Below are 23,640 nucleotides of genomic sequence, written 5' to 3'. Positions count from 1 at the left end.
AAGTACTCGGGCCGTGATGCGTACTAGGAGCGGGTGGCCTGCGCCACGTCGCCCCACTTGTGCACCATGTCGGGGTCCTTGCGGATCTGTTCCTCCGCCAGGTACATGACCACCCGGCTTGCGGTGCCGGTGTAGCGGTCCTTCAACCGGTCGGCCATCTCGTCCCACGGGGCGACCAGCGCGAAGTGCTCCAGCATGTCGTCGGTGATGCAGTCGGCCATGCCGGCGATGTCGCCCGCCGCCATGCGCTCGCGCAGCGCAGCAGTCACCCCTTCGTACCCCAGGTCGGTGAACTGGAACGAGTAGTTCGGCGTGGTGCCGTAGAAGGCGATCTGCGTCTTGGCTCGGCGGACGAGCGGTGCCAGTTCCTCGGGGGAGTCGCCTGGTGCGGCGAACACCGGCACGATGAGGTCGATCTCATCGACGTCGCGACCAGTCCGCTCGGCACCGTGGGCCACTTCGGGCAGGAGTCGCTCGCGGATGTAATGCATGGTGTGCATCGGGTGGACGTGCACGCCGTCGGCAACCTCGCCGGCTACGCCGTTCATGATCGGCCCGACCGATGAGATGTCGACCTTCACGTCGCCGTAGTCGTGGCTGCGAGGCGCCCACTGGGCTGGCAGCAAGCTCAGGTTGAAGAACTCGCCTTCATAGCTGAGCTTCTCTTCCCGCCGGAACGCCCGCAGGCACGCCTGCACCGCTCCCACGTAGTCGCGCATGCGCGCCGCCGGCCGATCGAACTCGGCTCCGTAGCGCCGCACGACGTGACCCTTCACTTGGCTGCCGAGCCCCAGCCGGAACCGGCCGTTGGTCTCGCCGGCCAGTTCCCAGGCGATCTGGGCCGACACCATCGGGCTGCGGGGGAAGGCCACGGCGATGCCAGTGGTGAAGGTCAGGCTGGGGGCCGCCATGGCGGCCGCGGCGAGCTGCATCCACGGCACTTGGCCGGTCTCGGTGTAGAGCATCCCGGAGAAACCGGCGCCCTCCACCTTGCGGGCCAGATCGGCCGCATCGCTCCAGGTGGACGAGCCGGTCATGAGATCGAATTCCACCTCGGGGTCTCCTTCAGGCGGGGGCACGAACCCGCTCAACGTAGCCCCGCGGACCGTCGGGCTGCCGTTCTACGCTGCGACGATGGCGCGGAGGCTGAGCCGGATGGCGAAGCCGTGGCCCGAGCGGCCCGTGAGCCCGTATCCATTCGAGACTGGAACAAGAGCGGGAAGTGATGTCGGAGCAACGAGAAGGCAATGCAGTCCGCGTTTCCTCTGAAGGAGCGACCTACGACTGGCTGCTGCTCGGCGACGCCGTCGACCGGGCGGCAAGCAAGTGGGGAAACCGTCCTGCGGTGATCTTCGGCGACCGTCAGTGGAGCTACGCCGACTTCGCGGCTGAAGTCGACCGCGTGGCCAAGGGGCTGATGGCGCTGGGCGCCCAGATTGGCGATCACGTTGCGGTATGGATGACCAACCTGCCCGAGTGGCTGTGGCTGCAGTACGCCATCCCCAAGGTGGGCGGCTGCATCGTGCCGCTCAACACCCGGTACCGCACCGACGACGTCGCGTACACGGCGGCGCAGTCGGAGAGCCGGTTCATGATCTCCATCGACCAGTCGGGGCCGATCGACTTCCGCCAGATGCTCTGCGAGGCCTACGCCGAGATTGCTGGCGCAGGCCATTTGGAACAGTTGGTGCTCACTGGCGCCGCGCGCGACGACGCCTTGGCCGATGCGATGAGCTGGGACGATCTGCTCACCGCGGGGGAGAGCGTCTCCGATGAGGAACTGGCCGCTCGCGCCGCCAGCGTGACCGTCGACGACCGCATGATGCTGGCGTACACGTCGGGCACCACCGGTCATCCCAAGGGTGTGGTGCATACCCACCGCCCGCTGCGCAACAGCCGTGAGCGCTCGATGCTGCTCGGTCACACCGCCAATGACATCCACATGAGCTACCTGCCGCTGTTCCACCTGTTCGGCTACGGCGAGGTGTCGATCCAGGCGGTCCTCACCGGCGGCTGCCAAGTGCTGTTCGACGTCTTCGACCCAGCGGCGGTCCTGGCTGCGGTGGAGGACATCGGCGGCACGGTCCTTCACGGATTCGACTCGCACTGGGGCGACCTGCTGCGAGCCCAGGACGAGCACCCCCGAGACGTGTCCAGCCTGCGCATGGGAACCCTCGCGGCCGGCATGGAATCGTCCACGCCAATCGCTCGCCGGGCTCAAGAAGTGTTCTGCCCGACCATTTCAGGCTGGGGCATGAGCGAGTCGTGGGCGTTCGTGAGCTGCAGCCACCCCACCCACTCAGTCGAGCAGCGCACCGAGGCCTCCGGCTACCCGATGGACGGCATCGAGTACCAGATTCGCGACTTGGAAACCGGCGCCGAATGCCCGCCCGACACCCCAGGCGCTCTGTTCGTCCGCGGCTACACGGTCATGGAGGAGTACTGGCGCCGCCCTGAGGCCACAGCCGAAGTGCTCGGCGATGACGGCTGGCTCGACACCGGCGACATCGCCAGGATGCGCCCCGACGGCCACGCCGTCTTCATCGGCCGTCACAAGGACATGCTCAAGGTCGGCGGCGAGAACGTCTCACCGGCCGAGGTGGAGGGCTACCTGCTCGAAGTCGACGGCGTCGAGCAGATAGCAGTAGTCGGCTACCCCGACCCCCGCCTCGTAGAGGTCCCCGTCGCCTTCGTGCAGCTCACCGCCACAGCGCCATCAGACGTCACCGAAGAGGCGCTCATCGAGCGCTGCCGAGGCCGCATAGCCAGCTTCAAGATCCCCCGCCATGTGATCTTCGTCAAGGAGATGCCAGCCACCCCCTCAGGCAAGATCCGCAAAGTAGAACTCCGCGACTGGGCCCTACAAGACCTCGGCGACCCCACTCATGCTTGAGCGGGTGTAGTTACGGGCCAGAGAACGCCATGGCTGGCTGGCGAGGCCCGTCCAGCGTGTGATCAGCAGCGAACCCCATGGCCCGCTCCGACTCACGAGTGCGAACCTCAGCCCGAGCCACCACATGGTGATGCACCTCATCGGGCCCATCGGCCAGCCGCAGCGTGCGCTGCGCATGCCACATGTCCGCCAGCGGGAACCACTGCGAGACGCCGGCTGCGCCGTGCATCTGGATGGCCTCGTTGATGATGTCGCAGCACTTCTCGGGCACCATCGCCTTGACGGCGCTCACCCACACCCGGGCCTCCGCGTTGCCCAGCGTGTCCATGGCCTTCGCGGCCCGCAGCACCATCAGCCGCATCGCCTCCACCTCGATGCGTGAGCGCGACACGATCTCCATGTTCTTGCCGAGGTTGATCAGCTTCTTTCCGAAGCCCTCGCGGTTCACGCCCCGGTCGACCATCATCTCGATGGCCTTCTCGGCCGAGCCGATCGAGCGCATGCAGTGGTGGATGCGGCCCGGTCCCAGCCGGAGCTGGCTGATCTCGAAGCCCCGGCCCTCGCCGAGCAGGATGTTCTCCCTGGGGACGCGCACGTCGTTGAACAGGATGTGCATGTGCCCGTGCGGCGCGTCGTCGGCGCCGAAGACGTGCATCGGCCCCAGGATCTCCACGCCGGGCGTGTCGATCGGCACGAGGATCTGCGACTGCTGCTTGTAGGTGTCCGCGTCGGGGTTGGTGCGGACCATGGTGATCATGATCTTGCAGCGCGGGTCGCCGGCACCTGAGATGTAGAACTTCTCGCCGTTGATCAGCCACTCGTCGCCGTCGAGCACGGCATTGGTCTGCACCTGCTTTGCGTCCGAGCTCATCACTGCAGGCTCGGTCATGGCGTAGGCGGAACGGATCTTGCCTTCGAGCAGCGGTTCGAGCCACTGTTTCTTCTGTTCCGGGGTGCCGACACGCTCGATGACTTCCATGTTGCCGGTGTCGGGTGCTGAGCAGTTCAGGCATTCCGAGGCCAGCCGGTTCTTGCCCAGCTCATTGGCGATGTAGGCGTAGTCCAGGTTGCTCAGGCCCTCGCCGGTGTCGGCGTCGGGCAGGAAGAAGTTCCACAGCCCCTGCTCGCGTGCCTTCGTCTTGGCACTCTCCAGCAGCTCGAGCTGACCGGGCGCCCAGCTCCAGCGATCTTCGCGGTTCTCGCCCATCCGGTGGAATTCCTCGGTGATGGGGTCGACCTCGTCGCGGATGAACGCCTTGACCGCTTCGTACAGCGGCTCGACCTCGGTGGACATCCGCAGATCGAAATCGTCCATGCTCGCGGACTTCAATGCTCCGCCAACCACAGCTGCTCCCCTCGTGTGCTCGCCAGCCGCAGGTCTGCCGCTGGCGCAGTGAACCCTACCGAGATCGGTTCTGGGAGGCTGAGCCTGGGCCCGAGCGGCGAGCTGCCTATCCCCTAGCGGGCCGGGGCGCGCCGGTACCTTCGAATGCCATGTTGCAGTGTGTTCGAGGGATGTGCACCGAGATGGCCACCGCAGGGCTGGGCTACGACGTGCCCGGAACGAGGGCGTGGCTCTACGACCTCGACGCCGCCACCATCGCCGGCACCTCCCGCCAGCGGGACATGATCATGCCGCTGTGTCGCACCCATGCAGACCGGATCAAGGTTCCGGTCGGGTGGGAGCTGGACGATCAGCGGGCTCCCGAGCCGGAACCAGTCGTGGCCTCCTCTGAACCGAGCGCCGGGGCCGCCGAGAGCGCCGAACCGCTCTTCAAGCCCCGGTCCCGACCCGAGCCGGCCGAGATGCCGCAGCCAGAGCCCGACCGCGAACCGGCACCGCCGTCGCTGCTCGAACGAGCCTTCCGAGCAGCACCCTCGGGCTAGAGCAGGCTTGCTTTCCGGGCGGCGGTCAGCACCAGACGCCCGCGGGGGTTCAAGCTCGCCCGGTAGCGAACACCCTCGGCGTCCACCAGCACCAGCTCGTTGCCTTCGCTGGCGACCTGGAGCTCAACGCCGAGTTCTGCAGAGAGCTCTGCCCGGCTGGCCTCCAGCGCGGCCCGCATGGCGCTGCGCCGCTGCGCTTCGTAGAGGTCCATGTCGTATTCGACAAAATCCCCCGGCTCAGTTCCAGAAGGCCGCACGAGACAAACAATGTTACAAGCGGTCAGGCTCCTACGGCAAGAAAGGCGCGCGCCACTAGCGTGAGAACGTGAGCCTGTGGCTGGCCGTGCCGCTCTCGCTGGTGTTCATCTACATCGTGTACCGGCTCGGCCTGCGAATGATGGCCACGTTCTCGCGGCCGATTCCCCCGCCGCCCCCGCCCGGGGAGCTGCGACGGGTGCGACTCACCTACCGGTGCAGCCTCTGCGGCACCGAGATGCGCATGACACGCGCCCCGGTACAACACCCGGAGCCGCCGCGCTGCTGCAGCGAAGACATGGATCTCATAGCCAACGCCGACGAGTAACAGCGCTGCCAGTGAGGGTCCTGCCGCCTCCGCCGCGAGCCGCCGGTTCCCACAGGTTGTCCACAACCTGGGGAAAGTTACATCTGTGTCATTACCGCCAGCGCGTGGCCAGCAGGATGCCCACCAACACGATGCCCAAGCCGACCGCAATCCATGCGCTCGCCGGACTGCCCGGCAGCCAGCTCATGTAGTTCGCCACGATCACCGCCGTGCCGACTCCGAGCAGCGCCACGATCAGCCAGCCGAACCACGAGGCGCTCTGGGGCGCATCGCCGCCGGTGCTGTGCTGCTGGGCTGGCGCATTCTGCGGTCGCGTGCCCTTGGGCGTGATGCGGCTGGTCTTGCGGGGCCGGGCCATGACGGGTCAACCTAACCGTTGCTATTGGCTTCTTCGCCGTTGGCTTCTGCTGGGGTGGCTTCGCCGATGACGATGGTGACGGTGTCGTAGTTGATCCTGATGTCGGTGCCTGGCGACGGATCAAGGGAGATGACCTGCCCGTCGGCGGGATCGCCCTCGGCTACCGATTGCGTGCGCCGCTCCACCGTGAAGCCCAGCTCCGTCAACGCCGCTTCGACGCCGTCGGGATCGAATGTCTCCAATGCCTGCAGGCTCGGGATGGCCAGCACCTCCGGCGGTTTGTACATGTGGAGGACCACTTCGGATCCGGCGATGAGCACCGTTCCGGGCTCGGGGCTGATGTAGCGGACGACGTTCGTGTTGACGTCGAGATTGGAGACCTCACGCGCTGTGCGCTTCACGGTGAAACCGAGCGCCAGCAGCTGGGCTTCGATGCGGTCGGCGAGCGTGGTGCCGAAGTCTTCTAGTGACGGCACCACCAGCTCTTCTGGACCGTCAGACACGACCAGCGTGATGACGCTGCCCCGCTCCACCGGCTCGGCGGCGTCGGGACTGCTGCGGATCACCGTTCCCACGCTGAATTCGGTGGAGAACTCGCGCTCCACCCGGTCGACGAGTCCGAGGCGTGCCAGCGTGACCCTGGCGTCGTCGATCGTCTGACCGGCCAAGCGCGGCACCTCGACTTCGCCACGGCCGGCGGAGACCGTCAGCGTCACGATCGTGCCTGCCGGACGCTGCTCGGTGCTCGGGATGCTCTGCTCGGTCACCAATCCGATCGCCAAGTTGTCGTTGCGTACGTCGATGCGTTCCACGCTGAAGCCTGCGGCGACGAGCATCGCCTCTGCCTCTTCGTAGGTCCGCCCGACCACGTTGGGCAGCAGGATCAGGGTGCGCGGCGCGGCCGCGAACAGGGTGATCGGATTGTCGGGATCGTTCGGTTCTGCGAGCAGCAGCCCGGCACGGGGATTCTGCTGGAACACGACGTTCTCGTCGACGTCGTCGCGTTCGGAGAATTCGATGCTGACGTGCTCGAAGCCGACATCGGCGAGCTCGCGTTCGGCTTCGGTGAAATGCAGGCCCACCACGCTGGGCACCCGCAGCCGCACATCGGAGGTGCTCTCGGGCTCGGTCACCACGCCCGGTTCACCTCGGTCGTTGACCAGCAGGAACACCAGCCCTGCAATCACCAGCAGCAAGATGACCAGCAGCGTGATCCACATCGGCGTGCGGTCCGGAGGCTCGACGGCGCCAGGCGGCGGACCTTGCGGGTACTGCGGCGGGTACTGCGGCCCGCCGTAGTCGCCTGCGCCGCCCCCATGGCCGCCGTAGGGCGGTGCCGGCGGAGGCTGTTGGTACGCGGGCGGCGCTGACTGCGAAGGCGCCGCGGCTTGCTCGGCTGCGGGCACGTGCGCTGCGACCTCGGCAGCGGCGGCTGTCACTGCCGGGAAATACGCGGTGACATCGGTTGCTGCGGCATGGGTCGGCTGCCCCGCCCGGAACCGCAGCAGATCGTTGCGCAGCTCTGCAGCCGAGCCGTAGCGAGCGGCCGGGTCCTTGGCGAGCCCGCGCAGGCAGATGGCCTCGAGTTCGTGGGGAACGTCGGCGTTGTAGCGCGACGGCGGCACCGGTGCTTCCTGAACGTGCTTGTAGGCGATGGCGACGGGACTGTCCCCGGTGAACGGCGGCCCCGCGGTCAATACCTCGTAGAGCACGACGGACAGCGAGTACACATCGCTGCGAGGATCCGCTTCCAGCCCCTGAGCTTGTTCGGGCGACAGGTACGTAGCTGTGCCCATCACAGATCCGGTGCGTGTCAGGTCGTCGGTCTCGCCGCCGAGCGCTCGTGCGATGCCGAAGTCGGCCACCTTGACCTGGCCGGACTGGGTGATCATGACGTTGCCCGGCTTGATGTCGCGGTGCACCACGCCATTGCTGTGAGCGAACGCGAGCGCAGCGGCAATGTCGATGGCGATATCTGCAGCCCGGTCGGGATGCAGCGGGCCGTCGCTCCGGATCACCTCCGCGAGGCTTCGGCCCTCGACGTACTCCATCACGATGTAGTAGGTGCCTTCGTGGTTGCCCCAGTCGTACACGCCGACCACGTTCGGCTGGCTCAGGTTCGCCGCGGCTTGAGCCTCACGCCTGAACCGCTCGACGAATGACGAATCGGTCGCGAACTCGGGGAACAGGACCTTGACGGCGACGGGCCGGTCGAGCAGGCGGTCGCGACCCAGGAACACCTCGGACATTCCGCCCCGCGCGATGCGGCTGAACAGCTCGTAGCGACCGCCGAAGATTGGGTTGTCGGTGTCTGCCATGAGCGAGGGGCAATTGCTGCCAGATCGGGCCGTCGGACCGGCGGGGTGACTGCGAAGTGTTCGGGCTACGGGAGGTCGGAACCGGGGACTGCCCGCAGCGCAAGGGCGGTTTCCGCTGCGGTCGCAGCGATCATCGTTGCCAAGGTACCGCCGCCTCGTCCATTGCCGATGTCAAGGGTGGCGTCGGGTTCGATCAGCACCGCCACGGCGACAGTGGGCGCATCGGCCGGGGCCAGCAGCACGGCCCAGCGCCCGGTTCGGGTGCTGGTGTCGGACGGATCGGCCAGCCAGCCGGCCGCGATTGCTGCGGGAAGCGCGGCACCCTCAGCGGGAGCGAGGCTGATCGCGGCCTGCTGCGCCGCTGCGGTCATGCGAGCCAGCAGTCCGGCCGCGCCGGCAGTCTCGAAGACGCGTCCGGCGTCGCGTGGAGCGCTCTCGACCGACGCGTCGGGAGCTGACGGTTCGCCTCCGGTCGAGCGGCTGTCGACGCGGTGCACGACGTGGGGACGCATCCGTATCCCGTCGTTGGCGATCGAAGCGGCCGCCGCCGCCAACTGCAGCGGCGTCAACCGCACTGGTGCATCGTCGCCGCTGCCGCTGTCGTCCGGTTCAGCCCCGCCCGGCTCGCCGGGCAGATCGATGCCGGTCGAACTCGGTTTCCGGCGCGCACCCTCCAGAAGCTCGGCACCCGCCGTGCTGAGCGATTCGTCGGCGGTCAGTGCGTAGTGGTGCTGGTAGGCGCGTGCCAGCGGAAGCCGAGCACCGGTTTGAACGGCACCGGGCGCCGGTGACACCAGTGCTTCGGGATCGAAACTGGGGCGCGACCACATCGCGATGAGAGCACCAGTCGCCGGGTCGATAACGACGACTGCACCATCACGATCGCCCAGCGCGGCACGCGCGGTGAGCTGCACGCCGTGGTTCAGGGTCAGGACAACATCTCCCACTCGACCGCTGTCGGCGAACAGGTCGGCCAGCTCCTGCACCGCGATGCCAGTCGCTGTGCCCGACAGCTCGCTGTCGTAGCTGCGCTCGATGCCGCTGGCTCCGGCCGTGGGCCCGAGGTAGCCCACGGTGTGCGCATACAGCGGGCCGTGCGGGTACGCACGGAGCAGCCGCTGACCGGTGTCGTCGTGACCGATGGGGAGCGCGAGGACCTCGCCGTCAGCGCTGACGATCGCACCGCGTGGGTTGCCGACGGCCGCCGCCGCCGTACGCGTGTTGAGTTCGTGATTGCGGAGACCTTCGGCGGAGACAAAGCCCAGATTGGTGAGCTGCACCAGCAGGAGCGCGAAGCCGCCGGCAAGCGCGACGGTCAACCGGATGATGCGCCCCCTCACGGAGCGCCCTGCGACAGTTGCTGAGACTCAGCTCGGGAGGCATCGCTGGAGTTGGAGATGGCGAGCAACAGCCCGGCGGCGATGCCGTTGCCGACCATCGCCAACTGCCCGTAGGCCACGAACGGCAGGGCTCCCACGGTGTGAGGCAGCAACCGCAGCACACCGGCAATGGTGAGCAGTGCCTGCAGCCCGATGACTGATGTTGCGGCGGCTGCCAGCAGTCGATGGGTTCCCAGCGCCCGCTGGGCGATGCCCGCGCCGACGCCGACCAGCAGCGTGAACGCGACGAGCAGCGCTGCGCCGCCCAGGATGCCGAGCTCTTCGACAATGACGGCAAAGATGAAATCGCTGTGCGGTTCGTGCAGGTGCTGCGGCGCGCCGAGTCCGGGGCCCACCCCGCTGATGCCGCCGGCGCTAATCGCGAAGGCCGCATCGACCACAGTCGCGCCGTCGGCTTCGGTCCAGGGGTTCAGCCAGTAATGCACTTGTGCGGACAGCCGGTCGTACACGGTGGCGAGCACCGCGACGCCGACGGCGTAGGTGATGATGACCCCGCTGAGTGCCCTCGCACGCGTTGACCGGGGAACGGTCGGCACGTCACTGCCGACGAGATCGTCTCCGTCGAGCCATAGCGGCAGCCAAGCCGCCGCGAACACGATCACCGACGAGGCGAGGTCGGCGCCGATGATGAGCAGCGCCCACGCGCCGACCGCCGCGGCGCTTGCACCCGCGGCATGGCGATGTGGAATGAAGCGCGGTCCGAGCCAGCGCGGGGCGGTCGCCGTGAGTCCGCAGGCAGCGATGGCCACGACGATCTTGGCGAGGTCGTAGGGCTGGACGCTCAGCAGCGACCCGAGATTCAGCCACTGTCGCGGCGGCTCGTACGCGCCGGCTGAAAGATCGGGCCCACTGGAGAAGCTCCCCGCGGCAAGCAGGGCGGCAGCGACGAGGCCGCACACGCCAGGTCGACTCAAGAGCCAGTCGAGCTGCCGGGCGGCGACCAGGGTTCCGGCGATGGCGGCAAATCCCAGCAGCACGGCGACTGCTTGCTCGGATGCCAACGAGGCATCGACCCGCGCGACGAAGACCCAGCCGACGCCCATGAGCAACCCGATGATCCCGAAGAGGATCTCGTTGCTGTTCGGTGCCCATCGTTTGATGGCGACGCGAGCAGCAGCACCGCCGGCCACGACGGCTGCCAGCCAACCGGCAGTACCCCACAGCGACTCGGTGCCGTCAGTCCTGCCTGCGCCGCCCCAGAACGAGTTCTGGTCCACACCGAGCGCGGCGACAGCAAACGTCGTGCAGACCACCACGCCGGCCATTGCGGCGAGCGCTGTCTCGGTACGGCGTCGGACCCGCAGCGGAGGCCTCAGCGTGAGCGGGAACGCCGCCAGCCGCGCCGTCTCGGCGTTCGCTGGGTGCTGCCGTCGGGCTGCGGACCGTCGGCTTGCGTCGAGGTCGGCTCGTGTGCGACCCCTTCGATGTCAACGTCGACCACCAGAGCTGTGGAGTTGTCGCGGCCCCCGCGGTCATTGGCCTGCCGGACGAGGGCGCGTGCCACGTCTGAAGGATGCTCATCGATGTCGAGCAGCTCGGAGATGTCGGACTCGTCCAATTCGTTGGTGACGCCGTCGGTGCAGAGCAGGAAGCGATCGTTGCCGGTGAGCTTGAGGATCCAGTCGTCGACCACGACGTCCGGCTCAACGCCGATAGCCCGAGTCAGCGTGTTGCGCCGGGGATGGTCGGCGGCCTGCTCGACGGTGAGGTCGCCGGCCCGGATCATCTCGGCCACGAAGTTGTGGTCGATCGTGAGCTGGGTCAGCTCGCCTCCTTGATAGCGGTAGACGCGGGAATCGCCGACGTTGACCAGGCACCACACTCGGCTGTCGTCTTGCTGCACCACGGCGATGGCACACAGCGTGGTGCCCATGCCTGACAGGTCCGCATGGGCGGTGGACCGGTGATGCACCACCTGGTTGGCATGGCGAACCGCCGCCAGCAGCTCAGCCGGCGTCGAGGGGGAGTTCGCGGCGACGGTCTTCACCGCGAGACTCGAGGCCACGCTGCCGCCGAGGTGGCCGCCCATGCCGTCGGCCACCACGAACAGGCCGATGTCCGCGTACATGGCGTCCTGGTTCTCGGCGCGGCGCAGGCCCCGGTCCGACGCTCCGCCCCAGCGAATGCGCATCTGGCGGGCGGGCGCGGTCATGACGGTCCAGTCTCGCGGCTACGCGGTGCAGCGGCACCGTGCGCGCCCGTCATGTGCCCACCTCGAACACGGTGGAGCCGACCTGCACGAAATCGCCGACACGTACGGCCGTTGCGTTGTCGACCTTCTGGCGATTCAGGTATGTGCCGTTCGTCGAGCCCAGATCCTCCAGCAGGTGCTGGCTGCCGTCGCGGTAGAGACGGGCATGAGCCTGTGACGAGTAGCTGTCGTCGATGATCACGTCGCACTCGGGACCGCGCCCGATGGTCAGCGCATCAGCTAGCAGGTGTCGCTCTCCCTGGGCGCTCAGCGGCGAGCGGACGACGAGCGCAATTGGCTGCGGAGCACTGTTGCCGTTGGCGGCTCCGTTGCCTCGCAGCGTGCGCAACGACCTCCAGCCGAGGTGATTGCGAGGTGCGGCGACACCGGCCCACACGGCGCGCATCACGCGGAAGAAGAACAGGTACAGCAACACGAGCACGCACAGCGCGAGCAGCCGCACTAACTGCTCGGACATCAGTCCAGCTCCAGCCGCAGCTCGTGGGTGCCGATGGTGACGACATCGCCATGTGCCAAGCGTTCGCTGGTGATCTCGATCCCGTTCAGCAGCGTGCCGTTCACGCTGGCGAGGTCCACCAGCAACAGTCCGTCCGCGCTGGAGCTGATCTGCGCGTGCCGCCGTGAAACCTTCGGCCCGTTGAGCACGATGTCGCAGTCGTCACGCCGCCCGATGACTGTCGAAGAGCCCAGTTCGTGGCACTGTCCGTCGCTGCCGACCAGGCTGGCGCCACCCACGATGGGCCAGTGTAGGAGCGGGGGTTCGCGGGCTAGTCTGTTCGCCCCACGCGCGAGTGGCGGAATTGGCAGACGCGCAGGCTTCAGGTGCCTGTGCCCGCAAGGGTGTGAGGGTTCAAGTCCCTCCTCGCGCACTGCACCGGCAGGGGCAGCGCCGGCGGTGGATCACGAAGTGCGCCGGATCTTGTCGGCGTTCTTGAGGGCTTCGCGAACAGAGAGTGCGCTCATGCGGTCGCGGTTGCGGGCCACATAGTTCTCGACGGTCGGCAGATCGGTCCACGCCAGCGAGCGCAACGCCCACCCGATGCCCTTGCGGACGAAGAAATCTGCGTGGGACAGGTTGGGCTCGATGCAATCGAAGAGCAGGTCGAGATCGGTCTCGTCTTTTCTGTTGATCTGGCAGATGATCGACGACCTGCGCTTCCACATGTCGCTGTCGCCGCTCCATGAGCGCATGTGGCCGGACATGGCGCTGGGGTAGATCTCGAGGAGCTCGCGCAAGCGGTGCGTAGCAACGTCGTCGACGTAGTCCCACCAGGCGCCGGTCACGACGAACTCTTCGAACATCGGCAGCGTGTCGAGCGTGCGGAAGGGCCGGCACTTGGGCGCGCCCGCGATGTCGAGCGCGATGTAGCGCTCCTCCCGGAACTCGGCGTTGCGCCAGAGCTCGAAGATCGTGTTCTGCCAGATCGTTTTGTCGTCGAAGGGGTGAGTGCGCAGGAGTGCGCTGAGCAGCTTGCGGCGGGCCGGTTTCTGCACGCCGCGATAGGGCATCTCCGATTTCATGTAAGCGCGCATGCCCTCGGCCTTGTCGGGGTCGGCGTGGTCGGCGAGCGCGCGGCGGATGTCGGTGACGAGCTGGGTGTTCGTCATGATCAGAGCTGCCCGCCTTCGGCCCCTGTGCGACCGTGCATGCGGCGGCTACAGCGCGCCTTCGTGCTGGAGCAGCTGGGTCTTGAGATCGAGTCCGCCGCCGAATCCGGTGAGCGAGCCGTCGGCGCCGATGACCCGGTGGCAGGGGAGCACGATCGGCACCGGGTTTCGGCCGTTGGCCTGGCCGATGGCTCGCACAGCCTTGGGCCTGCCGACGAGCGCGGCCTGCTCGCCGTAGCTGCGGGTGCTGCCGTAGGGGATGTCGCCGAGTGCCCGCCAGGCTGCCTCTTGGAACGGGGTGCCGCGCAGGTCGAGCGGCACGTCGAAGCTGGTGCGGTCGCCGTCGAAGTACTCGCTGAGCTGAAGCGCTGCTTGGCGCAGGATCGGATGGTCGGGGTCTTCGACCATGTCGTCGGGCAGCTTGACGGACGTCTCGTCACCGCGCCACGACACGGCACGCAGTCCCTCGTCGGTCGCCACGAGGCCCAACGGCCCGATGGGACTGTCGATGGTGGTGTGCCAGTGAGGATCGGTGCTCATGAGTTGCTCCCGGTTGTGCTGGGTTTGTCACCCGACGTTGGGCTGGACTTGCCGGCGGCGTGCCACAGGTGCTGTGCAGCCCACGAACGGTAGGGGCGCCACGGCTCGGCGAGTGTCTCCAGCTCACCAGCAGTGACGGGGTGACCCACAAGGCGCTCGGCGGCCCGGCGCAGACCGAGGTCTGAGGCGGGGAATGCATCGTCTGCGCCGAAGACGCGCATCGCCATGAGGTGCGCGGTCCACGGGCCGATGCCGGGCAGTTCGCAGAGCCGAGCCACGGTGTCATCGAGTGGGTCCGCGGCACTCAAGTCGAGTTCGCCGCTCGCAACCGCCTCCGACAGGCCCACGATCGTGTCGACACGGCGTCGGGTGAAGCCCAGCCCGGCGAGTCCGGACGGTCCGGCATCGGCCAGGTGCGCCGCGCCCGGGAACAGGTGGGTCAGGGGCACCTGCTGGTCGACGCAACACTCCGATGGGGCGTCGAAGGGCGTGCCGAAGCGCTGCGCGATCCGGCCGCACATCGTCGATGCCGCTGCGAGCGAGATCTGCTGCCCGACGACGATGCGGACGGCGGTTTCGAACCGATCCCATGATCGCGGCACCCGCAGCCCGGGCGCCTGCCGCACCAGGGGACCGATGAGCGGGTCATCGACCAGCGCAGCTTCGGCTATCGACGGGTCGTCGTCGGTGCCGAGCATCGCCCGGCAGCGGCTGACTGCATCGATGATCGAGTCGTACGTCGGCAGGTGCAGCCGCAGCTGCAGCTGGTTGTGGTTGTCACCGTCCTCAGCAGGCACAGTGGCGGCGTCAGGTGGCATAGCCGCCATGGAGGCGGCGTCAGGTGGCATAGCCGCCATGGCGGCGGCGTCGGGTGGCATAGCTAGCTCGGCGATGCCGGGGTGGCCGCAGGCGCTGAAGCTGCGCATGTAGCTGGAGCTCCCGCCAGCATCAGCGCTGACAGCCTCGACGCCGGGGATGGCGCGAGCGGCCTGGTGTGAGATGAATGCCTCAAAATCGAATGGCGCCAGGTACGGCACCGTGAGCACGAGGCCACCGTCGAGATGAGGCCGCTCGCCCCGCCGCCGCTTCGAGCGCAGCTCGGTGGGCGTGAAGCAGAACACCGACGTCATGGCCCGGTGCATCTGGCGCGGCCCGCCGAAGCCCGCAGCCCGGGCGATCTCGCCGAACGTCAGGTCGGTGTCGTCGATCAGGCAGCGGGCGAAATGCGCACGGCGTGACCGGGCGATGGTGGTGGGCGTCGCGCCGACATGATGCTCGAACAGCCGCCGCAGTTGGCGAGCGCTGTAGCCCACGTGCGCCGCGAGCGCCTCTTCGTCGTGGTCATCCAGATAGCCGTCATTGATCCGCAGCAAAGCCGCCTCGACCGGCGCCGGCACGTCCAGATCGGCGAGGGACCCGGCGCGACGCTCCGGGTGGCAGCGCAGGCAGGGACGAAAGCCGTTGACCTCGGCGGCCACCGGGTTGGAGTAGTGCGTCACGTTGTGCGGCAGCGGTTGCGCCGAGCAATCCGCCCGGCAGTAGATGCCCGTCGTGCGAACGGCCGATACCTGCATGAGGCGAGTTTGGCAGGCGGCATCGGACACAAACGGACATCACCAATCGAGGTCCGAATATGTCCGATGCCGCCAGCGATTGCCGAGGAGTCAGAAGAAGATCAGGCCTCGTCGGCGTCGAGTGCCGCCACGGCCTGCCGGGCCCGGCGGCGGCGCAGCCACCACCACGCCACTGCCAGCGCGATCAGGATCACCGGCAGGAACGGCAGCAGTGCACCGATGATGAGCAGCACGCCGTTGCCGACTGCAACCAGCGCGTTCCAGCCGCCGCTCAGCGCATCGCCGAAGCTCGGCGGCGTGTCCTCTTCCTCAACGAACAGATACAGACCCTGACTACGGGCCAGTCGGGCCAGTTCGGTGCCGCTCTCGGTGACCGGCACCGCGCTCAGCCGTACGTTGATCTCCAGCCCGCGGGTCGCCACCCGCCCAGCGATGCGCCCGTCCGTGACCGGCAGGGCCAACGTGGCCACTGCTCGCTCGCCGGGTTCGATCCGCTCGAGATCCGTGCCGTCCGGCACGATCAGATCGTCGGTGTTGAACCGCAGCTCATTCGAGCTCAGCATCACCTCGGTGAGCACGGTCTCGCCTTCGTTCTCCAGCTCGAAGCAGAAGCCCACATCACCGTCCGGTGGCGCGGCCAGATCGGTGAACCCGAGGCACGGGTCCTCGTCGCCGGCTGCCATCCAGGCTCGCAAGATCACCGAGGTGCGCGGGACCGCCTCGACGGACTCCGTGATCGACAGTGTGATCGTGGCCAGGTCCACGCGATCGCGCAGCGAGCGCAGCTGCCCACGGAGCCGTTCCAGATTGGTCTCGCGGTTGGCCAGCTCGCGTTCCAGCTCGGCGACACCCTCCACGTCGGTCGCCTGCGACAGGAAGTCGCGCAACCGGTTCACGCTGATCTCGGCGGTCGAGATGCGGCTGTTCAGGTCGACGACGGTGTCGGTCACGTCTTCGGCGTTCACCGACTGCTCGACCAGTTCGCCCACGTTGGACAACCGCTCCAGCGCGGTCGAGAACTGCTCCGGCCGCACTTTGAAAGTCAGCGTGGTGCGGGCGCGGTCCTGGGTGCGGGTGTCCTGGGAGAACGTGAATCCGCCGAGTCCTTCGATAATCGAATTGGCCTGTGCTGCGGCGGTTGCCACGTCGGCGGTCTCCACTGCGATCCACGCCGTGTAGATGATGTCGCGGCCCAAGTCGGCCGGCACAGCCGGCACGCCCGCCGCCAGGGCACTCGTGCCCGAGTCATCCGACATGTCTTCCTCCGCGGCGTCACCGCCCGCGGCCCGCCGGCCCGTCTCCAGTCCTTCTTCCTGGGTCATCTGGACTTCGGCCATCTCTTCATCGGCCATTTCCTCGTCGAACATGGCATCTTCATGCGACGCGGCCTCAGTAGCCATGGCGAAGGACTCGCTGTCTGCGTCGCCGGAATCGTCGTCGCCGCCGCCGACGCAGGCGGAAGTCAGCAGCAGGAGCGCCGCAGCGACGGCCAGCCATCGTGCCCGTCTGCCTGACGATCTGCTGAGCGTGCGTTTGCTTGGAACCCCCATGGCGTCCCCTCCCTGGGTTGGCCGCTCGTCGAGCAGCGCTACCTGAGTGACGCTCATGGTCCCGTGGTCGTTCCCGCAGGGCCATTGCGGTTGCGTGTCGGTCGCGAGACCATGACGCGCGCCGCTGTCATGCGGCCATACGCGCTGTCAGCGGAAGGCCGGGATGTTGGTGATCTGCTGACCCAGGATCAGCCCGTGGATCTCCTCGGTGCCCTCGTAGGTCATGACCGATTCCATGTTCGCCGCATGGCGCATCGGCGCGTACTCCGTGGAGACGCCGTTGGCGCCCATCATCGCCCGGGCGGTGCGGGCCGTGTCGATGGCAACGCGGCAGTTGTGCCGCTTGGCCATCGAGATGTGATGCGGTCGCAACCGGTGCTGTTCCTTGAGCTGGCCCAGTCGCATGGCCTGCAGGTTGGCGTTGGTGATGTCGGTAAGCATGTCGGCGAACTTGATCTGGCTGATCTGGAAGCTGGCCAGCGGCTTGCCGAACTGGGGGCGTTCGAGCTGGTAGCTGAGCGCCTGCTCGTAGCAGCAGCGAGCCACCCCGACGGCGCCGAAGGCGATGCCGAAGCGGGCCTCGGACAGGCAGCTCAGCGGCGCACCAATGCTGAGCGCGTCGGGCAGCCGCATCGACTCGGGCACCTCCACGTCGTCCATGTAGAACTCGCCGGTCACCGAGGCCCGCAGCGAGAGCTTGTTCTGGATCTTGCGTGCCTCGAAGCCGGGCGAGTCGGTCGGCACCAAGAAGCCCCGGAATCCGTCGTCGGTGTTGGCCCACACGATGGCCAGATCGGCCAGTCCGGCGTTGGTGATCCACCGCTTGGCGCCGTTGAGGATCCACGAGTCGCCCCGCCGCACCGCCCGGGTGGTCATCGAGGCTGGGTCGGAGCCGTGGTCGGGCTCGGTCAGCCCGAAGCAGCCGAGGATCTCGCCGGCCGCCATGCGCGGCAGCCAGTGCTCCTTCTGTTCGGTGGAGCCGTAGCGCCAGATCGGGAACATGCACAGCGACCCCTGCACCGACACGAAGCTGCGCAGCCCGCTGTCGCCGGCTTCGAGTTCGCGGCAGGCCACGCCGTACGCCATGGCTGAAGCGCCCGCGCATCCGTAGCCGTCGAGGTGCATGCCGAGCAGGCCCATGTCGGCGATGGTCGGGATCAGCTCCATCGGGAACGTGCCTGCCTCGAAGTGGTCGCCCACGATCGGGTCCCACTCTTTGGCCACGAACGTGGCGACCGTGTCGCGGATCATCGTTTCCTCGTCGGACAGGATTTCGTCCATCTCGTAGAAGTCCGACAGCGATGCAGGCGTTTGGCTCATGGGCGCATACTGCCGCGCTGGCGCCCGAGGGGCCAACCCACCTGCGTTGCGGGCGTGCCGTTCTGCGCAGCTGGTGAGTACTGTGCGCTGCCATGGGTGACGACACTGCCGACGATCCGCAGGCACGCCAGCCCGGCGAGAGCCGGTTGTATTTTCGCCAGCTGCTGTCGGGCCAGGACTTCGCCACCAGCGACCCGATCGCCCGCCAGATGGTGAACTTCGCCTACCTCATCGGCGACCGGGAGACCCGCGAGGCGGTCGTGGTGGACCCGGCGTATGCCGTCGACGATCTGCTCGACATCCTCGCCGAAGACGAGATGCAGCTCACCGGCGTTCTGGCCACGCACTTCCACGCCGATCACATCGGCGGGAACATGATGGGCTACAGCATCGAGGGCGTCGCCCAGCTGCTCGAACGTCAGGGCACGAAGATCCACCTGCAGGCGCCCGAGGCCGAACTGGTGCAGAAAACCACCGGCATCTCGATGAGCGACATGGAGCTTCACGCTCCCGGCGATGTGGTGTCGGTGGGTGCGATCGACATCGAACTGCTGCACACCCCCGGGCACACCCCTGGCAGCCAGTGCTTCCTGGTGGGCGGAGCGCTGGTCGCCGGCGACACGCTGTTCCTCGACGGCTGCGGGCGGATGGACCTGCCCGGCAGCGATCCGGCTGCGATGTACCGCTCGCTCCACGACACGCTTGCCAAGGTGCCCGACTCGGCCGTGCTGTTTCCCGGCCACCGGTACTCGTTCGAACCCAGTGCCACCATGGGCCAGACACGCCAGATGAACTACGTCTTCAAGCCGCGCAGCGAGGCGCAGTGGCTGATGATGTTCGGGCAGGGTTGATGGCTCCGCTGCCGCCCGTGGTGAGCGCCGCAGAGCTGTCTGGCCGCGACGACGTCGTGCTGTGCGACGTGCGCTGGTATCTCGACGGCTGGTCCGGCTATGACGCCTACCTCGAAGGCCACGTCGCCGGGGCCATCTGGGTGGACCTCGACGCGCATCTGTCCGCGCACGGCGCGCCCGCGCATGGCCGCCATCCGTTGCCGACCGCGCAGAGCTTTGCCGCATCCTTGGGGGTCCTGGGTATCGGCCCCGACGACCCGGTAGTGGCGTACGACGACCTGAACGGCACTGCCGCAGGCCGGATGGTGTGGATGCTGCGAGTGCTCGGCCACGATGCGGCACTGCTCGACGGCGGCCTGGGCTCGTGGACGGGTGCCACCGAGACGGCGCCGAGCAAGCGGGCCGCCTGCGAGTGCCCGGTGCGAGCTTGGCCAGCAGGGGCGTTCGTCGACATCGACGCGGCGGCCGATGCCGGTGCCAGCCCCGAAATCGTGCTCATCGACGCCCGCGGCGGCGACCGTTACCGCGGCGAGACCGAGCCGGTCGATCCACGCCCCGGCCACATCCCAGGCGCGGTCAACGTGCCGATGACCGACAACCTCGGCCCCGAAGGCCGCTTCGCCGACGCCGCGACGCTGCGCGCCCGCTACGCGGACGAAGGCGTGGAGGAAGCAGACGGCGCGAACAACGCCGTCGTGTACTGCGGCTCAGGCGTCAGCGCCTGCATGGACGCCCTGGCCATGGAGCGCGCCGGCCTCGGCCGCCCGCAGGTGTACGTCGGCTCATGGTCACAATGGAGCCACACCGACCGCCCCGCCGAGACCGCCTGAGCGGACAGGCACAGCGGGCGCGTCTAGGTAGGTGAGCCGGGCGGCGGGCCTGCAGAGGTGAAGCGCGTGTCGGGCGGGTCAATAGCCCAGGCCGCATCCTGATCCCAGCGATCCTCATACACCAGTTCCCGCAGCGGCCGTCGCCGCACCGGCCCGTGGCGCCCTGCGGGCCGCCCGAGCGGGATGGTGGCGTGGATCGCCACGCCCTCTGGGATGCCGAGAAGCTCGCGCAGCTCGTCCTCGACGTCGCGATGCCAGCCGGTGATGACGCCGCCATAGCCGAGCGCCCGTGCCGCCAGCAACAGGTTCTGCACCGCCGGGTACACCGATGCGCCCTCGGTGAACGTGGGCTTCCGGTAGCGCACCAAGCACGCCAGGATCACCACCGGCGTCTCCTCGAAGTGGTCGACGAAGTGCTGCATGGTGCGAGCCATTCGGGCCTTCGGCGAGTCGTCGGCAGCGCCAGAGCCCCGCGTGTAGCCGTCGCCCGAGCGCTTCGCATTCCAGCCGTCACGGAAGCACTGGCCGAGCAGGGCCTTCGCCTGCTGCGCCGCCGGACCGTCGCGCAGCACCACGAAGCGGAACATCTGCCGGTTGGAGCCGCTGGGCGCCCGGCTGGCATGCCACAGGATCGATGCCAGATCCTCGTCGGGGATCGGCTCGGGCAGGTAGCGGCGGATTGCCCGGGTTGTCGCAAGACCCTCGAGCAGCCCCAACGGCTGCGGCTCAAACTCACTCATCATCGGCCTCGCTTGTGCTGTGTCTTGGCGAGCTCAGTCCGAGCGAGCTCAGCGGTCGCCCTGTGTCTCGTTGAGGAAGTCCACCAGCTTGACGATGGCATTCTCGGTGACGACGCCCGCGATACGCCCGCCGCTGTCGATCACGGGGTACAGCTCGATGTCGGCGTCTGCCATTGCCTCGGTGACCTCGCGCAGCGTCCACGACGGGCGCGCCGGCTCGATGTCGGTTGTCATCACCTCGCCGCACGTCACCGACATCCAGTCGTTGCGATCCACGTCACGGGTATCGCTCAGCCGTATCACGCCGAGGAATTCCCGTTCGGGCCCGGTCACGATGGCTTCGAGCTGCTTGCGCGGCAGTGCCACTCCCCACACGAAATCGGCCAGCGGGGCATCGGCATTCACGGTCGGCACCTCGGTGGACATGGCGGAGTTGACCGGCATCTCCAAGCGCCGCTCGAGATGGCCCGTGCGGCTGTCGCGCTGGAACTGCGAGACCGAGGCATTGCCGATGAGCACCTGCGACACGGCCACCGCCACCAGGGCGGGCACGACGAACAGCGGGGCCCCGGTGGACTCGGCTACGAACATCACCGCTGCCAGGGGGGTGCGGTAGCCGGCCGCCAGGAAAGCCGCCACGCCGATGAAGGGAAAGAACGCCAGCGACTCGGGCCCCAGTTCGATCCAACCGCCCACCAGGCGACCCACGATCAGACCGAATACCGCGAGCGGGATGAACACACCGCCTACACCGCCGCCCGCCAGCACCGTGGAGGTCGCCAGGATCCTGATGACCAGCAGGGCGCCGAGCAGCCACAGCGATGCCTCGGGGTTCAGCGCCCAGTCGGTGAGCTGTCCCTCAGCGGTCGGGCCCAGCGACAGGGGTGCGTCGAACAGCACCTCGCTCAGCGCAGCGAGGCCCGCGAGGATTCCCCCGGCAGTCAGCGCGATCATCCACCACGGCCGGTCGGAAGCGTGAATCCGCTTGGCCATGGCCAGCACACGGCAGAACGCTGACGCCGCGAGGCCGCAGAGGGCACCGACAACCGCGGCGCCCAGCAGCTCCTGGCGGCCGAACTGGACGCTCACCATCTCGGTGCCGATCTCGAAGGGACGGTCGTCGAAACCGGTGACCAGCACGTATACGACGTAGCTGGCAGCGCTGGAGAGCAGGGCGGGCAGCAGCGCCCTGCGGCCCAGGTCGCTTTTGTAGGGGGCTTCGAGCGCGAACAGCACACCGGTGGCGGGCGCCTGGAAGATGGCGCTGACTCCTGCGGCGGCACCGGCCACGAGCAGCGCGTAGCCCTCCCGGCCGCGGAACAGCCGCCGGACCACCCGCTGCATCGCATTGCCGGCCGTGGCGCCGGCGTAAATGGACGGACCCTCGAGGCCGACCGCGCCGCCGGAGCCCACGGTCACGATGCCGGCAACCAGCCGGGCGGGCAGGTCCCTGAACCGCATCGGATGGTTGCGGTCGTGGAAGGACCGGATGTACTCCTCCGAGGTGGACGGCGAGAGCCGGCGGCCGGCATCGGCCCAGCGCAGCATGATGACGGCGCCCCACAGCCCGAGCGCGGGCGCGATCACCCGCTGCCAGGGCGGCAGGTGCAGCACCCGCTCGAGCAGCACCTTCTCGGTGAGCACGGCGACTGCGGCGACGATGAAGCCGGTGACGACGCCCACGGCGACATATGTCGCGAAGCGAAGCAGCCGGTTTCTCATGCAGGCCTACTTCCTCGTCCCGAAATGCTCGGCCAACCGTACGCGGCGAGACGTGCAGTGCGGGCAGTTCATCGAGCTTCGGCACTTCGAAGCACCGTTCACTAGCGTCCCTGCGACGGTTGACGACAAAGATCGGTGACGACAATGGAACTCTGGCTTCACGCATTCCCGGCGCCGCTGCAGATCAGGGATGTGGCCAAGGCGGCCGAAGACGGGGGCTGGGACGGGCTGGCGGTCGTCGACACACAGAACCTCAGCGGCGAATGCTTTGTCGCCCTGGCGCTGGCTGCCACCGCGACGGAGCGGCTCAAACTCGGGCTTGCCGTGGGGAATTCGGTGACCCGCCTCCCGGCGGTGAATGCAGCCGCGTGCCTGAGCATCGACCAGGTCTCGGGCGGGCGCTTCGAGTTCGGCATCGGCCGTGGCGACTCGTGTCTGGTGCACCTGGGCTGCGCTCCCGGTCGCTTGGGGCACTTCGAGCGTCACCTGACGCAGCTGCAGGCATATCTCAGCGGCGGCGATGTGCCCTTCGATGAGATCGACATCCCGCTCGAATACGCAGCTCCGGCAGATGCATTGGAGCTTGCGGAGGGTCCGGGCGTCAGCCGCATGGCATGGGGCACGCTCAGCGAGGACTCCCTGGGCGGCGACGGCCGCAAAGTTCCCGTCGAGGTGGCCGCCACCGGCCCGAAGGTGATCGGCATCGCAGCGGTTCATGCCGACCGGGTGATGTTCGCCGTCGGCGCCGACCCCGAGCGCCTCGCGTGGGGCATCGATGTCGCCAAGGCGGCCCGGCGCAACGCCGGCCTCGATCCCGACGGCGTGAAGTTCGGCGCATACCTGAACATGGCGTGCCACGCCGACCCCGACACCGCACGCGACCTGATCAGGGGTCCGATGTCGGTCTTCGCTCGCTTCCAGGTGATGCAGGGCGGCACACCGGTCGGACCGACCAGCGAAGAGACGGCGAAGACGCTGCACACGCTGCACGAGGTCTACGACTTCGGCGGGCATTCGCGCAACGAGTCGCCGCAGGCCGCGTCGCTCCCGGCCGACTTCATGGACCGGTTCGGCGTGGTCGGCACGCCGGACAGTTGCATCGCCAAGCTCAACGAGCTGGAGTCGATGGGCATCGACAAGGTCCTGCTGTCGGGCCAGTTCAACGAGAACGTGTATGCGTCGCCCGAGGGAGCTGTTGCGCGCAGGCTGCTGGAGACCGAAGTCCTCCCCGTGGTGCAGGGCGGCTAGCCCACG

General features: G+C 67.9%; 23 protein-coding genes and 1 tRNA gene. 7 read left to right on the top strand and 17 right to left on the bottom strand.

Features of this window, described 5'->3' with window-relative positions; translation table 11 throughout:
- Positions 1 to 23: 23 nt before the first annotated feature.
- Positions 24 to 1,052 (bottom strand): TIGR03617 family F420-dependent LLM class oxidoreductase, encoded by a 1,029-nt coding sequence (locus ACOQPE_RS04955; RefSeq protein WP_420610774.1) that lies wholly within the window; start codon positions 1,050 to 1,052, stop codon positions 24 to 26.
- Positions 1,053 to 1,225: 173 nt separating this feature from the next.
- On the opposite strand from ACOQPE_RS04955, the gene ACOQPE_RS04950 reads away from it, so the two are divergent.
- Complete coding sequence (locus ACOQPE_RS04950) at positions 1,226 to 2,893, top strand: class I adenylate-forming enzyme family protein (protein WP_420610773.1); 1,668 nt, start codon at positions 1,226 to 1,228, stop codon at positions 2,891 to 2,893.
- Positions 2,894 to 2,903: 10 nt separating this feature from the next.
- Here the strand turns inward: ACOQPE_RS04950 and ACOQPE_RS04945 are convergent, their stop codons facing one another.
- Positions 2,904 to 4,208, bottom strand: coding sequence for an acyl-CoA dehydrogenase family protein (locus tag ACOQPE_RS04945; RefSeq protein WP_420610772.1), 1,305 nt, complete (start codon positions 4,206 to 4,208; stop codon positions 2,904 to 2,906).
- Between the two features lie 179 nt (positions 4,209 to 4,387).
- Here ACOQPE_RS04945 and ACOQPE_RS04940 point away from each other — a divergent pair, with 179 nt between their 5' ends.
- Positions 4,388 to 4,780, top strand: coding sequence for a DUF3499 family protein (locus ACOQPE_RS04940; RefSeq protein ID WP_420610771.1), 393 nt, complete (start codon positions 4,388 to 4,390; stop codon positions 4,778 to 4,780).
- Here ACOQPE_RS04940 and ACOQPE_RS04935 read toward each other — a convergent pair.
- Positions 4,777 to 5,037 (bottom strand): hypothetical protein, encoded by a 261-nt coding sequence (locus ACOQPE_RS04935; protein ID WP_420610770.1) that lies wholly within the window; start codon positions 5,035 to 5,037, stop codon positions 4,777 to 4,779. The genes ACOQPE_RS04940 and ACOQPE_RS04935 overlap by 4 nt on opposite strands.
- A gap of 68 nt (positions 5,038 to 5,105) precedes the next feature.
- On the opposite strand from ACOQPE_RS04935, the gene ACOQPE_RS04930 reads away from it, so the two are divergent.
- Positions 5,106 to 5,363: a hypothetical protein gene (locus ACOQPE_RS04930; RefSeq protein ID WP_419854985.1), complete on the top strand. Its 258-nt coding sequence runs from the start codon at positions 5,106 to 5,108 to the stop codon at positions 5,361 to 5,363.
- A 91-nt stretch (positions 5,364 to 5,454) separates the two neighbouring features.
- Here ACOQPE_RS04930 and ACOQPE_RS04925 read toward each other — a convergent pair whose 3' ends face one another.
- From ACOQPE_RS04925 to ACOQPE_RS04895, 7 genes are all read right to left on the bottom strand, one after another.
- Positions 5,455 to 5,721, bottom strand: coding sequence for a cell division protein CrgA (locus ACOQPE_RS04925; RefSeq protein WP_420610769.1), 267 nt, complete (start codon positions 5,719 to 5,721; stop codon positions 5,455 to 5,457).
- An 11-nt stretch (positions 5,722 to 5,732) separates the two neighbouring features.
- Positions 5,733 to 8,039 carry a Stk1 family PASTA domain-containing Ser/Thr kinase gene (gene pknB / locus ACOQPE_RS04920; RefSeq protein WP_420610768.1) on the bottom strand — a complete coding sequence of 769 codons (2,307 nt, stop codon included), beginning with the start codon at positions 8,037 to 8,039 and terminating at the stop codon, positions 5,733 to 5,735.
- 65 nt (positions 8,040 to 8,104) lie between these two features.
- Positions 8,105 to 9,379 (bottom strand): penicillin-binding transpeptidase domain-containing protein, encoded by a 1,275-nt coding sequence (locus ACOQPE_RS04915; RefSeq protein WP_420610767.1) that lies wholly within the window; start codon positions 9,377 to 9,379, stop codon positions 8,105 to 8,107.
- Entirely contained in the window at positions 9,376 to 10,704 is a 1,329-nt protein-coding gene (locus ACOQPE_RS04910; protein ID WP_420610766.1) for an FtsW/RodA/SpoVE family cell cycle protein, read from the bottom strand. The genes ACOQPE_RS04915 and ACOQPE_RS04910 overlap by 4 nt, the downstream gene beginning before the upstream one ends.
- A gap of 47 nt (positions 10,705 to 10,751) precedes the next feature.
- Positions 10,752 to 11,591, bottom strand: coding sequence for a protein phosphatase 2C domain-containing protein (locus ACOQPE_RS04905; protein ID WP_420610765.1), 840 nt, complete (start codon positions 11,589 to 11,591; stop codon positions 10,752 to 10,754).
- A 49-nt stretch (positions 11,592 to 11,640) separates the two neighbouring features.
- A complete protein-coding gene (locus ACOQPE_RS04900; RefSeq protein ID WP_420610764.1) occupies positions 11,641 to 12,108 on the bottom strand; it encodes an FHA domain-containing protein in 468 nt (155 codons plus the stop codon).
- The gene (locus ACOQPE_RS04895; protein ID WP_420610763.1) at positions 12,108 to 12,386 is read right to left on the bottom strand and encodes an FHA domain-containing protein; all 279 of its coding nucleotides are present in this window, start codon (positions 12,384 to 12,386) and stop codon (positions 12,108 to 12,110) included. Before ACOQPE_RS04895 ends, ACOQPE_RS04900 begins: the two co-directional genes overlap by 1 nt.
- Positions 12,387 to 12,436: 50 nt before the next feature.
- On the opposite strand from ACOQPE_RS04895, the gene ACOQPE_RS04890 reads away from it, so the two are divergent.
- Positions 12,437 to 12,520 (top strand) — tRNA-Leu (locus tag ACOQPE_RS04890).
- 31 nt (positions 12,521 to 12,551) lie between these two features.
- Here the strand turns inward: ACOQPE_RS04890 and ACOQPE_RS04885 are convergent.
- From ACOQPE_RS04885 to ACOQPE_RS04865, 5 genes are all read right to left on the bottom strand, one after another.
- Positions 12,552 to 13,259: a DNA alkylation repair protein gene (locus ACOQPE_RS04885; RefSeq protein ID WP_420610762.1), complete on the bottom strand. Its 708-nt coding sequence runs from the start codon at positions 13,257 to 13,259 to the stop codon at positions 12,552 to 12,554.
- 48 nt (positions 13,260 to 13,307) lie between these two features.
- Positions 13,308 to 13,799 carry a methylated-DNA--[protein]-cysteine S-methyltransferase gene (locus tag ACOQPE_RS04880; RefSeq protein ID WP_420610761.1) on the bottom strand — a complete coding sequence of 164 codons (492 nt, stop codon included), beginning with the start codon at positions 13,797 to 13,799 and terminating at the stop codon, positions 13,308 to 13,310.
- On the bottom strand, positions 13,796 to 15,373 hold the full coding sequence (locus tag ACOQPE_RS04875) for an AlkA N-terminal domain-containing protein (protein ID WP_420610760.1): 1,578 nt from the start codon (positions 15,371 to 15,373) through the stop codon (positions 13,796 to 13,798). The genes ACOQPE_RS04880 and ACOQPE_RS04875 overlap by 4 nt, the downstream gene beginning before the upstream one ends.
- 101 nt (positions 15,374 to 15,474) lie before the next feature.
- Positions 15,475 to 16,980, bottom strand: a complete 1,506-nt coding sequence (locus ACOQPE_RS04870; RefSeq protein ID WP_420610759.1) for a DUF4349 domain-containing protein — start codon at positions 16,978 to 16,980, stop codon at positions 15,475 to 15,477.
- A gap of 90 nt (positions 16,981 to 17,070) precedes the next feature.
- A complete protein-coding gene (locus ACOQPE_RS04865) occupies positions 17,071 to 18,243 on the bottom strand; it encodes an acyl-CoA dehydrogenase family protein (protein ID WP_420610758.1) in 1,173 nt (390 codons plus the stop codon).
- A 92-nt stretch (positions 18,244 to 18,335) separates the two neighbouring features.
- Here ACOQPE_RS04865 and ACOQPE_RS04860 point away from each other — a divergent pair, with 92 nt between their 5' ends.
- Positions 18,336 to 19,094 (top strand): MBL fold metallo-hydrolase, encoded by a 759-nt coding sequence (locus ACOQPE_RS04860; RefSeq protein ID WP_420610757.1) that lies wholly within the window; start codon positions 18,336 to 18,338, stop codon positions 19,092 to 19,094.
- A complete protein-coding gene (locus ACOQPE_RS04855) occupies positions 19,067 to 19,924 on the top strand; it encodes a sulfurtransferase (protein ID WP_420610756.1) in 858 nt (285 codons plus the stop codon). The genes ACOQPE_RS04860 and ACOQPE_RS04855 overlap by 28 nt, the downstream gene beginning before the upstream one ends.
- 23 nt (positions 19,925 to 19,947) lie before the next feature.
- On the opposite strand, the gene ACOQPE_RS04850 is transcribed toward ACOQPE_RS04855, so the two are convergent.
- Complete coding sequence (locus tag ACOQPE_RS04850) at positions 19,948 to 20,664, bottom strand: nitroreductase family protein (protein ID WP_420610755.1); 717 nt, start codon at positions 20,662 to 20,664, stop codon at positions 19,948 to 19,950.
- A 48-nt stretch (positions 20,665 to 20,712) separates the two neighbouring features.
- A complete protein-coding gene (locus tag ACOQPE_RS04845) occupies positions 20,713 to 22,386 on the bottom strand; it encodes a chloride channel protein (protein WP_420610754.1) in 1,674 nt (557 codons plus the stop codon).
- A 144-nt stretch (positions 22,387 to 22,530) separates the two neighbouring features.
- On the opposite strand from ACOQPE_RS04845, the gene ACOQPE_RS04840 reads away from it, so the two are divergent.
- Positions 22,531 to 23,634, top strand: coding sequence for an LLM class flavin-dependent oxidoreductase (locus tag ACOQPE_RS04840; RefSeq protein ID WP_420610753.1), 1,104 nt, complete (start codon positions 22,531 to 22,533; stop codon positions 23,632 to 23,634).
- The last annotated feature ends 6 nt before the right edge of the window (positions 23,635 to 23,640 follow it).

Origin of the sequence: Candidatus Poriferisodalis sp. (genome assembly GCF_965219595.1) — a bacterium.
Classification (GTDB): domain Bacteria; phylum Actinomycetota; class Acidimicrobiia; order Acidimicrobiales; family Poriferisodalaceae; genus Poriferisodalis.
Note: the sequence above shows the minus strand (reverse complement) of the source record. Positions and strands in the feature narration are given on the sequence as shown.